Source organism: Enterobacter cloacae complex sp. ECL352, from assembly GCF_020149545.1.
GTDB lineage: Bacteria > Pseudomonadota > Gammaproteobacteria > Enterobacterales > Enterobacteriaceae > Enterobacter > Enterobacter asburiae_B.
Window position 1 is genome coordinate 2,912,943 of record NZ_CP083709.1, and the last position, 14,301, is coordinate 2,927,243.

The following is a 14,301-nucleotide window of genomic DNA, read 5'->3' on the forward strand; positions in this document are numbered from 1 at the left end:
TGGCTCCTTACGCGGGCAGCGGGAAAACGGCGTTGACCTGGCCGGTGCCGGAGCTGGCGAACAGCTCGGTGAGGAACTCCACCTTGCCGTCGTATTTGTCCCAGCCGAGCATCCCCAGCAGCATCACCGTGTCGTGCATGTTGCCCTCGCCGTAGCAGTAGTCGGCGTACTCCGGCAGCATGCTGCAAAACTCTTTGAACTGCCCCTCGCGCCACAGCTTCACCACGCGTTCGTCCATCTGGCGGTCGAACTCGCGGGTGTAGCTGTTCATCCCTTCCTCCGCGCGCTGGTCGTCGATAAAGCGGTGCGACAGCGAGCCGCTGGCGAGCACCGCCACGGTGCCGTCGTATTTTTCGATGGCGCTGACGATGGCCTCGCCCAGCCTGCGGCTGTCGGCGAAGTCGTGGACCGTGCAGAACGCCGAGATGGAGACCACTTTGAAGTGTTTATCCGCGTTCATGTAGCGCATCGGCACCAGCGTGCCGTACTCCAGCTTGAGGCTCGGGATGTTGTGCGCTTTGGCGCGCACGCCGAGCTTCACCGCCTCGTCGGCAATCAGCTGGCCGAGCGCCGGGTTGCCGTCGTAGTCGTAGGTCATGTCGCGGATAAAGTGCGGCAGCTCGTTGCTGGTGTAGACGCCCGCAAAATGGTCCGCACAGTTGATGTGGTACGCGCTGTTCACCAGCCAGTGGGTGTCGAACACGATGATGGTGTCCACGCCCAGCTCGCGGCAGCGCTTGCTGATTTCTTTATGCCCGTCGATGGCCGACTGGCGGCAGCCGTGGTTTTTCCCCGGCAGCTCGGAGAGGTACATCGACGGAACGTGGGTGATTTTTGCCGCTAATGCTAATTTACCCATGGTCAGATCCCCCACTTTGGAATCGGATGGTCGCCCATGGAGATGCAGACGTTCTTCATCTCCGCGAATACCTCGAAGCTGTACTCGCCGCCCTCGCGGCCGGTGCCGGAGGCCTTCACGCCGCCAAACGGCTGGCGCAGGTCGCGCACGTTCTGGGTGTTGACGAACACCATCCCCGCTTCGATATTCCGCGCCAGGCGCAGCACTTTGCTGACGTCCTGGGTCCAGATGTACGACGCCAGGCCGTACTCCACGTCGTTGGCCAGCCGCAGGCCTTCCGCTTCGTCCTTAAACGGCAGCAGGCAGGCCACCGGCCCGAAGATCTCCTCCTGCGCCACGCGCATGCGGTTATCGACGTCCGCCAGCACGGTTGGTCGCAGAAAGTTGCCGCCCTTCAGGTGCGCAGGCAGGTCGGTTGGTTTGCCCGGGCCGCCCGCCAGCAGGGTTGCACCCTCTTCAATGCCGAGGCGGATGTAGCCGGAGACTTTCTCCCAGTGCTGCTTGCTGATGAGTGCGCCGATCTGGGTGTTCGGATCGGTCGGGTCGCCCACGCGAAGGCGGTTGGCGCGCTCGGCAAAGCGCTTCACGAATTCCGGGTAGATGCTCTGCTGGATAAAGATGCGCGAGCCGGCGGTGCAGCGCTCGCCGTTGATGGAGAAGATGGTGAACAGGGCGGCGTCCAGCGCGCGCTCGATGTCGGCATCTTCAAAAATCAGCACCGGGGATTTGCCGCCCAGCTCCATGGAGTATTTCTTCAGCCCGGCGTTTTTCATGATGTTGCGCCCGGTGGCGGTGCCGCCGGTGAAGGAGACGGCGCGCACGTCGTGATGGCGCACCAGCGCGTCGCCTGCCGTCGCGCCGTAGCCCTGCACCACGTTGAGCACGCCCGCCGGAATGCCCGCCTCCAGCGCCAGCTCGCCCAGACGGTCGGCGGTCAGCGGGGAGAGTTCAGACATCTTCAGCACCGCGGTGTTTCCGAGTGCCAGGCACGGCGCGACCTTCCAGGTGGCGGTCATAAACGGCACGTTCCACGGCGACACCAGCGCGCAGACGCCCACCGGCTGCACCAGGGTGTAGTTGAGCATCTTGTCGTCGACCGGGTAGGTTTTGCCGTTCATCTGCTGGCACACCTCGGCGAAGAACTCGAAGTTGTGTGAGGCGCGCGGGATCAGCACGTTTTTGGTCTGGTGGATCGGCAGGCCGGTGTCGGCGGTTTCCATGGCGGCGATCTCGGGCACGTTCTGGTCGATCAGGTCACCCAGACGACGCATCAGGCGCGCGCGCTCCTTCATCGGCAGGTTGGCCCATTTCGGGAACGCCTCTTTGGCGGCAGCGACGGCCTGGTGAACTTCAGCTTCACCGCCGGCGGCGACTTCCGCTAATACCTCGCCGGAGGCCGGGTTGGTAGTGTGGAAGTACTCGCTTCCGGCGACGTTTTTACCGTTGATCCAGTGGTTAATCTTTTTCATTTTGCAGTCTCCTCGCTGACAATCCGGTTCACCAGGCGTCCCACGCCTTCCACTTCCACCACTACCTCATCGCCCGGCACCACGTCGGACAGCCCTTTCGGCGTGCCGGTGGCAATCATGTCGTCCGGCTGCAGGGTCATAAAATCGCTCAGGTACGCAATCAGGTACGGGATGCTGAAAATGAGATCGGCGGTGGTGCCTTCCTGCCGCAGCTCGCCGTTGACGAAGGTGCGCAGGGCGAGGTTGTGCGGATCGGGGATGGCTTCTTTTGGCACGATGTTTGGGGAAATGGGGGTCAGCCCGTCCCGGCTTTTTACCCTCAGGTTCGGTCGGTAGTAGTTTTCCAGGTAGTCGCGGATGGCGTAGTCGTTGCAGACCGTATAGCCCGCAACAAAGTCCATCGCCTCGGCTTCGCTGACCTTACGCGCGGTTTTACCGATGACCACCACCAGCTCCGCTTCGTAATGCATGTATTCGATATTGTTCGGGCGCACCGACGTCTGGCCGTCGCCGTTGAAGGTGTTTGGCGCTTTGATAAATACCAGCGGCTCGGTTGGCGGCTTAAAGTCCAGCTCGCTGGCGTGGTCGGCATAGTTCAGACCGAGGGCAAACAGCGTGGCGTGCGGCGGCGTGCTGTGCGTGAAAGCGACGTCGCGTTCATCCACCACCGGGTTTTCCAGCGGCGGAAAACCTTCCGCCAGAACGCGCACGCGATCGCCCGGGCGGATCTCCACGCGGCTTTGCGGGGTGCCGAGCAGGATCGCATCGCCGGGATTGAGGGTGGCGAACTCGCTCAGGGCGCTCAGCAGTTCGGCGGCGCTGCGCTGAAGATCGGCCGTGCTCCAGTGGTCCGCTTCGCGGCCGTTGATCTCGGTGATGATGGTCAGGTTATCCACGTTATCCACGGCGACAAGTTCGCCGAGCGGGCAAAATCCGTCCCGGCATTTGGCCTTGATGGCCGGGCGGTAGAAGCTCTCTTCCGGCAGGCTCACCTCGTTGGCGAGCGCATATCCCGCGATGTACGCCGCGGCGTCCTCCACGCGCACCTTGCTGGCGGTTTTGCCCACGACCAGCGCCACCGTCGCGCCGCTTAATACCGTTTCCCCGTGCGGGAAGGGGATCGGCTCGCCCGCGCGAATCACCGTGTTATGCGGCTTGATAAACCAAACCGCCGTTTTCGGCGGCGTGTTGTAGGGCGCTTTTTCAAAGGCCTCACGCCAGGCTTCACGCTGGCTTTGATGGTTGAGGACGACGGCAAAAACGGTACCTTTCATTCATATACTCCTCACCCCGGTGGTCCGGGTTGTGATTTCATTAATATGTTAATGATCTGGTTTTATGCTTTTGCTGTTTATTTCGCAATCAGAAGTGAAAGATTTGTGATGGGAATAACAATAAATTTACATGTTGGGTTTTATTGATAATGAAATCATATATTTAATAAAATTGATGGGTTTCTGTTAGACTTTTTGACGGAAAACGTGTTGTTTATAAAAACATCTTTTAGGGATTGTTTACTTGTTAATGATGGGAAGGGGAAAGGCTATGCATGATTCATTAACCATCGCGCTGCTGCAGGCGCGGGAAGCGGCGATGTCGTACTTCCGCCCGATCGTGAAGCGCCATAACCTGACCGAGCAGCAGTGGCGCATCGTGCGCGTGCTGGCTGAACATCCGTCGATGGATTTTCACGATCTGGCGTTTCGCACCTGCATCCTGCGCCCGAGCCTGACCGGCATCCTGACGCGCATGGAGCGCGACGGCCTGGTGCTGCGCCTAAAGCCGGTGAACGACCAGCGCAAGCTGTACGTGTCGCTGACCAAAGAGGGGAATGCGCTATATGAACACGCCCAGGCGCAGGTCGAAGAGGCGTATCAGCAGATCGAGGCGGAATACACGCCGGAGAAGATGAAACAGCTGACGGCGCTGCTGGAAGAGTTTATTGAACTCGGAAACCGGCATAACGCAGCGCGGGAAGAAGAGTAAAAACCACAAATTCCAGGATGATTTTCGTAAAGTTTTCCCTTTCCAGGCCGAAAATTCTGTATCTGTCTGAGGAAAGAGAAAACATGTTAAACCGTATCAAGATTGTCACCAGCTTAATGCTGGTTTTAGCGATATTTGGCCTTTTACAACTCACGTCCGGTGGTCTTTTCTTTAATGCCCTTAAGAATGACAAAGAGAATTTCACCGTCCTGCAAACCATTCGCCAGCAACAATCCACGCTGAACGCCAGCTGGGTAGCGTTGCTGCAAACCCGTAATACCCTGAACCGTGCGGGTATCCGCTACATGATGGATCAGAGCAATATCGGCAGCGGCGCGACCGTTAACGATTTGATGCAAATCGCGTCTACGTCTCTGAAACAGGCGGAAAAAAACTGGGCTGCCTACGAAGCCCTGCCGCGCGATCCGCGTCAAAGCGATGCGGATGCCATGGAGATCAAGCGTAACTATGATATTTACCACGGTGCGCTGGCGGAGCTGATTCAGCTGCTGGGTGCCGGCAAAATCAACGCCTTCTTCGACCAGCCGACCCAGAGCTATCAGGACGGTTTTGAGAAGCAGTATGTGAGCTACCTGCAGCAGAACGACAAGCTGTATCAGACGGCGGTCGAAGACAGCAACAGCTCCTACAGCCAGGCTATCTGGGTGTTGATCAGCGTCCTGATTGCCGTGCTGGTGGTGATCGTGGCCGTCTGGCTCAACATCAAGCAGACGCTGATCTCTCCGCTGAATCGTCTGATCGACAACATTCGCCATATCGCCAGCGGCGACCTGGTGAAGCGCATTGAGGTTCAGGGCACCAACGAGATGGGTGAACTGGCCGACTCGCTGCGCCATATGCAGAGTGAGCTGGTGCGTACCGTCGGCGACGTGCGTAACGGCGCGAACGCGATCTACAGCGGCGCGAGCGAAATTGCGATGGGCAATAACGACCTCTCTTCCCGTACTGAACAGCAGGCCGCTTCCCTGGAAGAGACCGCTGCCAGCATGGAGCAGCTGACGGCAACCGTTAAGCAGAACGCCGAAAACGCCCGTCAGGCGAGCCACCTTGCGCTGAGCGCTTCTGAAACCGCGCAGAAAGGCGGCAAAGTGGTGGATAACGTGGTCCAGACCATGCGCGATATCGCAGGCAGTTCGCAGAAAATTGCCGACATTATCAGCGTGATCGACGGCATTGCCTTCCAGACCAACATTCTGGCACTGAACGCGGCGGTAGAAGCGGCGCGTGCGGGCGAGCAGGGCCGTGGTTTTGCGGTGGTGGCAGGTGAAGTGCGTAACCTGGCCCAGCGCAGCGCCCAGGCGGCTCGCGAAATCAAGAGCCTGATTGAAGACTCCGTGGGCCGCGTGGAAGTGGGCTCAACGCTGGTAGAAAGCGCCGGTGAAACCATGGGTGAGATCGTGAACGCGGTGACCCGCGTAACGGACATCATGGGTGAAATCGCCTCTGCGTCTGACGAGCAGAGCCGCGGTATCGACCAGGTGGGTCTGGCGGTCGCTGAGATGGATCGCGTGACCCAGCAGAACGCCTCGCTGGTAGAGGAATCTGCCGCAGCGGCGGCCGCACTGGAAGAGCAGGCGAGCCGTCTGACTCAGGCCGTGGCGGTGTTCCGCATTCAGCAGGAGCAGATGAAAGCGCGCGAATTCGCTGCGGCTAAAGCGGTTTCCACGCCGGTGATGGCGCGTAAAACCGCGACGGCCGATTCAGGCGATAACTGGGAAACGTTCTAACCCGGTGCGTTGTGCCGGGTGGCGGCTACGCCTTACCCGGCCTACGGAAGGTTGTTGCAGGCCCGGTAAGCGAAGCGCCACCGGGCGATATCAAAGCGGCAGACGCATGGCACAGCGGGAGTTATACGCTAAGCCGTGCGCTGCTTCTTCTTCACGTTTTTCACTCAGTTCAGGCGTCAGTTCAGCTACGTATTCAAACCCCAGCTTTGCATAGAACGGCGCGTTCCACGGTACGTCCCTGAACGTCGTCAACGTCAGCGACGCCAGCCCCAGCGTGCGGGCATGGCCTGCCACGCAGGCGATGAGCTGCCTGCCGATCCCTTTTCCCTGCCAGTCCAGATCAACCGAGAGTTCGACAATAAACAGTGATGAAGGATGGGCCCCGGCAAGGATAAACCCGACGGGCTGGTCGTTCGCCAGCGCCAGCCAGCTTAGCCCACGTTCAACATACTCAAGGTGCTGCTCAGCGGAAATGACCTCACCGTCGGCAAGCCAGGCGAGATCCGGGTCTTCACGAAAGCGCTCGCCCGCCGCGCGTTCAATGGCGGGCAGGGAGGCAACGTCGCCGGGACGCGTGGGGCGGACGGTGAGGTTAAGGTCGACCATTAGCCTGCGCGACTCACAATTTTAATTTCGACCATGCCAATGCCGAGCTCGCGCGGTGAATGGCCGAGAATATTCCCTTCATTGGTGGACTGCGGATCCGGCGGCACGATCACCAGGGTATTGCTGCGGGATGGGTTCTCAAAATGCAGCGTGTGCGTGCTCACGTCGTTCCCGAGCGTCAGCATCTGCTCCTGGCTGCCCACGCGAACCGGTACGGGCTTGTTAGCGTTGGGGCCATACGCTCTGGCGGTGATCACCAGGTCGAATTGTTCCGGCAGGGGATGGGCGTACTCAATTTTCACCTCATTGCCCAGCTGCGCGTTGGACCAGCGCCCCCAGGACTCCGGACGCGAGATGCCGCTAAACTGTTTCACTTCCTCGGGCGCGCCGGCCACGTTAAAGATAAAGCTGTCCGCTTTGTAGCGAATGTCGTTATCGCTGATTTTCAGCATGTCGACGTTACGCTGATAGCGCGCGGTATCAATCACCGTATCGTTGAACGCGGTTTTGCCTTTCCACTGGGCTTTATCCACGTGCTGTACGGTTTGCTCTCCGCCGAGCTGACCCTGAGAGACGCACCAGTCGGTAGAAAGCGCCAGCGGCTGCGACCAGAGCTGGCCCATCTTGTAACATCTGTCGACCCAGACGAAATTATCTCGTGGGGCAAAATCGGCCAGCTGATAGCGCAGCGGCGCGGAATATTCGCTTTCCGGCAGCGGCTCGACGCGCCCCGCCGACACGCGCACCAGCAGCGGTAGACGGAAGCTGCTGCCCGAGAAGGCAATCGTGTTTTTATCCCGATCGACGGTGAAGTCCTTCATCTCTTTCGGGAAGTTCCACAGGCGGATAATGTCTGGCTTCCAGGCGAGGATTTTATCCTTCATGTTGAGGAACACTTCCGACAGGGATTGCCCCGACAGTGTGCTGCGGCCCAGGCCAATAAAGTTGTCGCCGCCCAGAATGTCCAGCACGGTTGCGCCGTTATCCATGGAGTTGCGTTTGGTGGCGATGACCTCCTGCTGCGGCTGGTCGCCGCGCAGGACGAAGAACAGGTTGCTGCGATCCTGCTTGTTGAGCCGATCCCATGCGCTGTTTTTCATCGCCAGATGGTCAGACGAAACGACGATGACGGTGTTTTTAAACCAGGGCGAGGCTTTGATTTTCTCGACCAGCGCGGCAATGTGCTCCTGGCTGCAGGTCACGGCGCTGAAAGACGTGTTGTTTTTGCCATCCACGTCATAGCTTTTGCGTTTGCAGCTGCGCGAGACGAACCCGTCCGGATGGTGGGTGTCCACCGTCAGCGCAAAGAGGGAGAAACGCTTGCCCGCGCGGGAAAGCTCCTCGAATTTCTTCCAGGTTTCGTCGAGTACCGTATCGTCATAGAAGCCCCAGTCGTTACGGTAGCTCGGATCGGCAACCGTCGTTTTTAACTCCTCTGAGCCATACAGGTGGTCAAAACCGTGGGATTTCAGGAACACGTCTTTTCCGGCAAAGCGCAGGTTTGCCCCCTGCACGAAATAGTTTTCGTAGCCGGAGTTTTTCAGGATATCGCCGAGGCAAATATTCTGGGGGAAGAACGTCGACATCGAGGCTGAGGCGTTACCTTCAAAAGGCGCGAACAGCGGGATACCGCACTGGGAGGCAACCATACCGGCAATCGTATAGTCCGTACCCGGCAGCTGCATGGTGTGGCTGAAGTCGAGCCCTTCGTTTTTCAGCGCGCCCAGGTCTGGCGTCAGGTTCGGGAAGGCATCGTTATCAAAGTACGTGCGTTCCAGGCTTTCACCGTAGATGTAGACCAGATTGAGCTTCGGGCTGGCGATCGTTTTGGACGGTTCTTTGTAGTAAGCCGCGAAATCCGGATCGCCGTCGCGCGACTGGGATTTCACCAGCTCGGTGATCTGATGGAACGCCGGGCTGGCGTCGACGGAGGCCAGCGCCAGGAATAACGCCAGCAGGCTGTAGCCATGATGGTGCGGAAGATGGCGACGTCGACGCAGCACCCAGGCCAGCGCGCCAAAAATCGTCACCAGCGCGACGATAAGGCCGAGCCCCGGAAGAATGTACTTGCCCACACCCGCGCCCGTCAGGCTGTTCGTTAGCGTGTAGAGCACCGCATCGTTAATACCGTCACCGGTAAAGTAGTCGCTGGCGTATAAGGTAATGTTTAAAATAATAAAAATGCCGAGTACCACCAGCGTGGCGATAAACCACCAGGTGTGACGGCCGGCTTTCCAGGCGTAAACGCCGACAGAAGCCAGAAAAAGGATAAGAGACATGAATTCTGACAACAGCATATCCTCATGACGCCAGGTGCTTCGCTGGCTAACTGTTTATTTTTTGGGTCATACAATGTAATTGCGATGTCGTTAAGCTGCAATTTTAGTGTCACGAAAGTGTGCTGTTGTTAGGATTTGGTTTAGAAAATCGTTTTTATGAAGAAGGTCGCATCCTGACAAACGGACGCTGAGACGGTGGCAGGTGGGAAAAACGTTCGTTTAGCGCCGCGTTGCAAGACTATCGCATTAAACGCGGCGTGTTGTGGCAGAAAATGGGGTAGATCAGGAGATGAAATTAACGCCTTGTTTCAGCACCAGATCGCAGGCTTTGGTTTTCACCTGTTTTGCCAGAGAAGAGTTGCCGAGGGTGCTCAGGTTAAGCTGCTGCCCGTTTTGCGCGTTAAGCAGGCCCTGAATGCCGTCCATATAGTTGGTGTCCGCTTTTTGCTCCTGGGTATCCAGACCCAGTTTACCCAGCACCTGGTTTTTCACGTTTTGCGCGTCGGTCACGGAGGCCAGCTTTTGCTTCGCGCAATATTCCAGAATCCCCGCCGCGTTGTTCATCGTGCCCGCGCTAAGGCTCTGAGAGCTGTTGCCCAGCAGGCTGGTGAGGGAAGAGGCGGAGAGTCCACCCTGAGAGCTGCTGCTCTCTTTGGTCAGCTCATTTGCCGCGCTTGACAGGGACTCCTGCCAGGACGCCGCTTGCGCTGCGCCGGTTACCAGCAGCGCGCCTAAAAAGGTGCTGATTAGAATCTGTTTTTTCATCATGGCTCTCTCAAAAAGGTCCGTTTTGGGCCGAAGGGGTTCCAGTATATACCTGTGCCCTGGCAGCGATTCCTGGAACTGTCTTAATACTCTTTGCCGGTAACGCGGCTGCGGTAACTTTCCCAGTCGAAGATGACATAAAGACTATTACCCAGCTTCATGCGGTCCATGACGCGTTCACCCAGTAAGCGGGTCATCTCGTCGATATTGTGGTTCGTCAGCATGCCGGTGGGGCGTTTGGACGAGGAGCGGCGGTCGACAATCTGGTTGATGATCACTTTTTCATAGCGGGATTCTGTCTGAACGCCAATCTCGTCGATGACCAGTAAATCGACATTGCTCAGATCGTTGAGCAATTGCTCTTCGCTGGTTTCGCGGTTGCTGAAGGTGTCTTTCATCGCGGACATGATATCGGCCACGGTGATGATAAGAACCGATTTACCCCGCAGAAGCAGCTCGTTGCAGATGGCGGCTGCAAGGTGGTTTTTTCCGGTACCCGGCTTGCCGCTAAAGATGAAGCTGGCGATATTGCCGTCGAATTCATCCACGTACTGACGGGCGGCGGCAAGGGCGTTCATTTGTCCGTTGGTTTCGACTTTATAGTTATCGAACGAGCAGTTCTGGTGCAGGGGACGGATACCGGAGCGGTTAAAGGTGCGCTGCATTTTCATCGCCCGGTTTTCCCTGGCGAGCGCGGCGGCGCGGATCTCACCTTGCTCTTTTTGCCACGCCAGCAGCTCTTCACCCGTGGTGAACGCGGGCTTCACGTTGGCAGGCATCATTTTTTGCAGACGTTTCATCAGGTCGCCGACGTTCTTCATTTCGCACCTCGGAATCCGCTGGGGATCTGTTTATCCGGTTCGGAAAACGCGTTGATATCGCGTTTGGGCTGGCCGTTGTTGCCGGCGCGGGTAATTTGAAGATGACGCGCGAGCTTTTGCTGCCATTGAATATGGGTGAAGACTTTACCTTCCGCCTGCCACCAGGCGGTAAACGCGGCGAGCTCTTCCGCGGTGGCCGGCTGGGTTAGCGCAATGCCCCACAGCGCGGCCTGCCGCTGAAAATCCGCATCCGGCTGCCAGCCCGCGTACAGGGCAAATTTTCCCATCGGAACGGTCACGGGGGCGTTGACCGGCTCATCAAAGAACTGGTTGTCCAGCGTGATATCGCTCGCCGGGCGTGACAGTTGCGCTTCAATCTCCAGAAGCTGTGCCAGGCGTTCCGGCGTGATTGCGTAGAACGCCGGCGCGTTGTCGGCAAAAACCGCAACCGTGCCGCCTTCGGCATGGGTCAACACACCGCGTGGGTCGCGCATAAAGGCATCAATGCCAGCAATGCTGGTGGTCAGAATTCTGGAGGACATAACGCTTACTCTACTGATTACTACGGGCGTGATATGGGCTTATGGTAGCACAGAGAGAGGAAAGGGAAGGAGGGGATTTCCCCGGTGGCGCTGCGCTTACCGGGGCTACGGTCGTAGACCTGAAAAGCGCAGCGCCATCAGGCATTTATCACGCGATAATATTCAGGGTCACGTCGATGTTGCCGCGGGTCGCGTTAGAGTACGGGCAAACAATGTGCGCCGCATCGACCAGCTTTTTGGCTTCCGCGGGATCCATACCCTCAACGTGGATGTTCAGTTTTGCTTCGATACCAAAACCGGTTGGCAGCGGGCCAATACCCACTTCGCCTTCAATAAAGGCATCTTTTGGCAGGGTAAATTTGTCGCGTGCGGCCACGAACTTCATCGCGCCCAGGAAGCAGGCAGAGTAGCCCGCAGCAAACAGCTGCTCAGGGTTCGTTACTTCTCCGCCCATGCCGCCCATCTCTTTTGGCACGCCCAGTTTTACGTCCAGTACGCCATCGGAAGAGGTCGCGCGGCCGTCACGGCCACCGGTTGCTTTTGCTTTGGCGGTATACACTACTTTTTCTAAAGACATGGCAGGTTCCTCATCTTGCTTTGATGTGTGCTATTAAATAGCGTGCGATATATATGGGTGATAATCACGCGTAAAGTATAGCTTTACGCGCGGTGTAGCTGTTGTCGCAAAAGTTCGAGCTGCTGTTTGAGCGCCAGCAAAGTGTCGGTATCACACTGCGCTGCGCAACCCACCGCATGGGGAATACCCAATGCCTGCTGCTGAAGTTCACGTCCCGCTTCACTCAGGGTGACGGCGACCTGACGTTCGTCTTTGCGCGAACGGTGACGGTTGATTAACCCACCGTTTTCCAGCCGTTTTAACAGCGGCGTCAGGGTTGCAGAGTCCAGAAACAGGCGTTCACCGATGTCCGACACCGTGACGTCATCCTGCTCCCATAGCACCAGCATCACCAGATATTGCGGGTAAGTCAGGTTCAGCGGTGCCAGCAGTTGCCGGTACAACTTATTAAGCGCCAGATTTGCCGAATAGAGAGCAAAGCAGAGCTGGTTATCCAGCTTGAGCGCAGCGGTTGCGTCGTTCGTTTTCGCGTTCATGAGATGAATATAGGTAGTGTGCGATTTAATTGCAAGCAATTTTATGGGCAGGTGTAGCGGAGCGCCACCTGAACGGCCATTTTACGGTAGTGCTGGCGCTGAGCCTGTTCGTCCGCTCCGTCTTCAAACAGGAGCGTGAAGGTGTAGCTGTTGGCAACGTAATGAAAGCTGAAGCTGCTTATCAGGCGGTGAAGATCGCGGGCGTCAACCGTCTGGCTGAAGAGCTGCTTTTCTTTGCCCCGGTGCAGGATGCCTTCCAGCAGGTCGAGCGCGCTACGGTTAACCTGGCGAAGATAGCTCGACTGCTGCATAAAGCGGCCCCGCTGCATGTTTTCCATGCAGATAATCCGGATGTAGTCCGGGTGGTCGGCATGATAGTCAAAGGTGGCTTCAACCAGGTTGACCAGCGCTTCGACGGGGGGCATTCCCGCCAGGCTTAGCGCTTTTTCACTGGCGCGAATCTGGGTGTAAACATGTTCCAGAACCAGGAGATAGAGATTCTCTTTATTCTTAAAATGATAAACCACCATGCGTTTGGTGGTACCCGCTTTCTCCGCGATCTGCTCCATGCGGGCACCGTTCAATCCATACTCGGCAAAAAGCGCGATGGCGCTCTGAAAAATTTTCTCTTTCAGGCTGGATTCTTCGCTGTGCTCGGGGTGTTCGCTGCCAGGGTTAGCCACATCCTTTCCTTATTTTCACCAAACGGACCAGAAGGATTATCTCCATGGCAGCGAAATAACACAAATATCAAACGCGTGGGCGTTTGCGGTATAGCCACAGCCCGGGGATCGACAGCCCGATGGAGAGCGCGCCGACGATGGACGAGGCCTTAAGAAAGTTGCTCAGGAGGAGGATCATCTGAGGCTCGGTGTAGCCAAAGTGGCTGATTTTCACCGCGGAAATCATCGCCGTATAGGCAGATATGCCGGGGAACATTGGGATCACGGCGGCGACGGTGAACACCTTGGGATGCGCCAGATACCAGCGCGACCACTGAATGCCGATACTGCCAACCAGCATGGAGGCCATAAATGTCGACCATTCGATGTTAAATCCTGCGGTCATCATCACCATTCGCGAGCCATGACCAATCGCGCCCAGCAGCGCACACCATCGCAGAGCGCGTTGCGGAACGTTAAACACCATCGCAAAGCCGACGGCAGGAATGGCGGCCAGAAGCATGTCCTGTGCCAGCGCCAGCAGAAAATCTATCACGCCCATCCGCGTAACCCCCAGAGTGTCATGGCCATCACAACGCCGATGCAGGTCGCCAGCGTCAGCAGGCTGGCAATAGCCCAGCGTGCCAGACCGGTATTGATGTGTCCTTTAAACATGTCGGCGACGGCGTTAATCAACGGAAAGCCCGGAACCAGCAGAAGCACGCTGGCGGCCATGGCAATCGTCGGGGTAGTGGCAAACTGCGGCAGGCGCAGCAGCAGGCCGGAAACCGTGGTGGCGACAAACGCGGTAATGCAGAAGTTAATTTGCGGATGCAGCTGCCGGTGCGTCAGCAGCTGGCGAACATACATGGCGATACTGCTGGCGAAAAAGGTGACGATCGCGCCGTCCCAGCCGCCTTTGTTGAGCTTACAAAAGCAGGCGCAAGACAGCCCTACCATCACCACGACAAGCCAGCGCGGATAACGCAATGGCTTAATTTGGCTGAACCGTTTTTCAATCTCCCGAAGATCGAGAAGCTTATGTTCAGCAAGGATGACGATGTGCTGCACTTCGGTCACGACGTGCATGTTAATGCCGCGATCATGGTTTTTGCGGGTGGAGGTCAGGCACTGGCCGTCTTTGATCGTGGTCAGCACGATGGCATTAGATGAAATAGCGCTTTCAACGCTATCCATACCCAGCGCCAGTCCCAGCCGGGTGGAAAGCTCCTCAACCAGCGCGCTTTCCGCGCCGTGCTGGAGCAGAAAAAGACCGCACTGAATACATAGCCGCGTGATAGCACGCTGCGTTGACCGATCTGCCTGCATGTATTGTCCTGAAGAAGGTGGAAAGTTGCCGGTTGGCCCATAGCGATTACTTTTAGCACAAAGTGCAGTGCCTCTTGCTGTGGGCCAGATCAAGGTTTATGCAAACAGTTGCAGCGCCTAAG

Annotated in this window: 15 protein-coding genes; 2 read left to right on the top strand and 13 right to left on the bottom strand. The window is 57.5% G+C overall.

Annotation, left to right across the window (positions count from 1 at the left end):
* Window positions 1-7: 7 nt before the first annotated feature.
* From hpaD to hpaG, 3 genes are read right to left on the bottom strand one after another with little or no spacing between them, the layout of a single operon-like run.
* The gene (hpaD, locus tag LBF07_RS14170; RefSeq protein ID WP_039262285.1) at window positions 8-859 is read right to left on the bottom strand and encodes a 3,4-dihydroxyphenylacetate 2,3-dioxygenase; all 852 of its coding nucleotides are present in this window, start codon (window positions 857-859) and stop codon (window positions 8-10) included.
* A 2-nt stretch (window positions 860-861) separates the two neighbouring features.
* Window positions 862-2,328, bottom strand: a complete 1,467-nt coding sequence (gene hpaE / locus LBF07_RS14175) for a 5-carboxymethyl-2-hydroxymuconate semialdehyde dehydrogenase (RefSeq protein WP_094935506.1) — start codon at window positions 2,326-2,328, stop codon at window positions 862-864.
* Window positions 2,325-3,602, bottom strand: a complete 1,278-nt coding sequence (gene hpaG / locus LBF07_RS14180; protein ID WP_094935505.1) for a 4-hydroxyphenylacetate degradation bifunctional isomerase/decarboxylase — start codon at window positions 3,600-3,602, stop codon at window positions 2,325-2,327. Before hpaG ends, hpaE begins: the two co-directional genes overlap by 4 nt.
* Window positions 3,603-3,873: 271 nt before the next feature.
* Between hpaG and hpaR the strand changes: the two genes are divergently transcribed.
* Complete coding sequence (hpaR, locus tag LBF07_RS14185) at window positions 3,874-4,314, top strand: homoprotocatechuate degradation operon regulator HpaR (RefSeq protein WP_023334396.1); 441 nt, start codon at window positions 3,874-3,876, stop codon at window positions 4,312-4,314.
* Between the two features lie 83 nt (window positions 4,315-4,397).
* Window positions 4,398-6,062, top strand: coding sequence for a methyl-accepting chemotaxis protein (gene tsr, locus LBF07_RS14190; RefSeq protein WP_033146482.1), 1,665 nt, complete (start codon window positions 4,398-4,400; stop codon window positions 6,060-6,062).
* A 90-nt stretch (window positions 6,063-6,152) separates the two neighbouring features.
* On the opposite strand, the gene LBF07_RS14195 is transcribed toward tsr, so the two are convergent.
* The 10 genes from LBF07_RS14195 to LBF07_RS14240 all read right to left on the bottom strand — a co-directional run bounded on the left by LBF07_RS14195 (window position 6,153) and on the right by LBF07_RS14240 (window position 14,179).
* Window positions 6,153-6,668 carry a GNAT family N-acetyltransferase gene (locus LBF07_RS14195; protein WP_094935504.1) on the bottom strand — a complete coding sequence of 172 codons (516 nt, stop codon included), beginning with the start codon at window positions 6,666-6,668 and terminating at the stop codon, window positions 6,153-6,155.
* Window positions 6,668-8,959, bottom strand: a complete 2,292-nt coding sequence (gene opgB, locus LBF07_RS14200; RefSeq protein WP_047060246.1) for a phosphatidylglycerol--membrane-oligosaccharide glycerophosphotransferase — start codon at window positions 8,957-8,959, stop codon at window positions 6,668-6,670. The genes LBF07_RS14195 and opgB overlap by 1 nt, the downstream gene beginning before the upstream one ends.
* Before the next feature lie 270 nt (window positions 8,960-9,229).
* Window positions 9,230-9,712 (bottom strand): DUF2501 domain-containing protein, encoded by a 483-nt coding sequence (locus tag LBF07_RS14205; protein ID WP_073001066.1) that lies wholly within the window; start codon window positions 9,710-9,712, stop codon window positions 9,230-9,232.
* An 83-nt stretch (window positions 9,713-9,795) separates the two neighbouring features.
* A complete protein-coding gene (gene dnaC, locus LBF07_RS14210; protein ID WP_023334409.1) occupies window positions 9,796-10,533 on the bottom strand; it encodes a DNA replication protein DnaC in 738 nt (245 codons plus the stop codon).
* Window positions 10,530-11,075 carry a primosomal protein DnaT gene (gene dnaT / locus LBF07_RS14215; protein WP_033144566.1) on the bottom strand — a complete coding sequence of 182 codons (546 nt, stop codon included), beginning with the start codon at window positions 11,073-11,075 and terminating at the stop codon, window positions 10,530-10,532. The genes dnaC and dnaT overlap by 4 nt, the downstream gene beginning before the upstream one ends.
* Window positions 11,076-11,223: 148 nt before the next feature.
* Window positions 11,224-11,652: an organic hydroperoxide resistance protein gene (locus LBF07_RS14220; RefSeq protein ID WP_023310299.1), complete on the bottom strand. Its 429-nt coding sequence runs from the start codon at window positions 11,650-11,652 to the stop codon at window positions 11,224-11,226.
* 83 nt (window positions 11,653-11,735) lie between these two features.
* Window positions 11,736-12,188, bottom strand: coding sequence for a MarR family winged helix-turn-helix transcriptional regulator (locus LBF07_RS14225; protein ID WP_064673267.1), 453 nt, complete (start codon window positions 12,186-12,188; stop codon window positions 11,736-11,738).
* Between the two features lie 41 nt (window positions 12,189-12,229).
* Window positions 12,230-12,871 carry a TetR family transcriptional regulator gene (locus LBF07_RS14230; protein ID WP_023310301.1) on the bottom strand — a complete coding sequence of 214 codons (642 nt, stop codon included), beginning with the start codon at window positions 12,869-12,871 and terminating at the stop codon, window positions 12,230-12,232.
* 67 nt (window positions 12,872-12,938) lie between these two features.
* Window positions 12,939-13,412 (bottom strand): threonine/serine exporter, encoded by a 474-nt coding sequence (locus LBF07_RS14235; RefSeq protein ID WP_023310302.1) that lies wholly within the window; start codon window positions 13,410-13,412, stop codon window positions 12,939-12,941.
* A complete protein-coding gene (locus LBF07_RS14240) occupies window positions 13,403-14,179 on the bottom strand; it encodes a threonine/serine exporter ThrE family protein (protein ID WP_023310303.1) in 777 nt (258 codons plus the stop codon). The genes LBF07_RS14235 and LBF07_RS14240 overlap by 10 nt, the downstream gene beginning before the upstream one ends.
* Window positions 14,180-14,301: the final 122 nt, after the last annotated feature.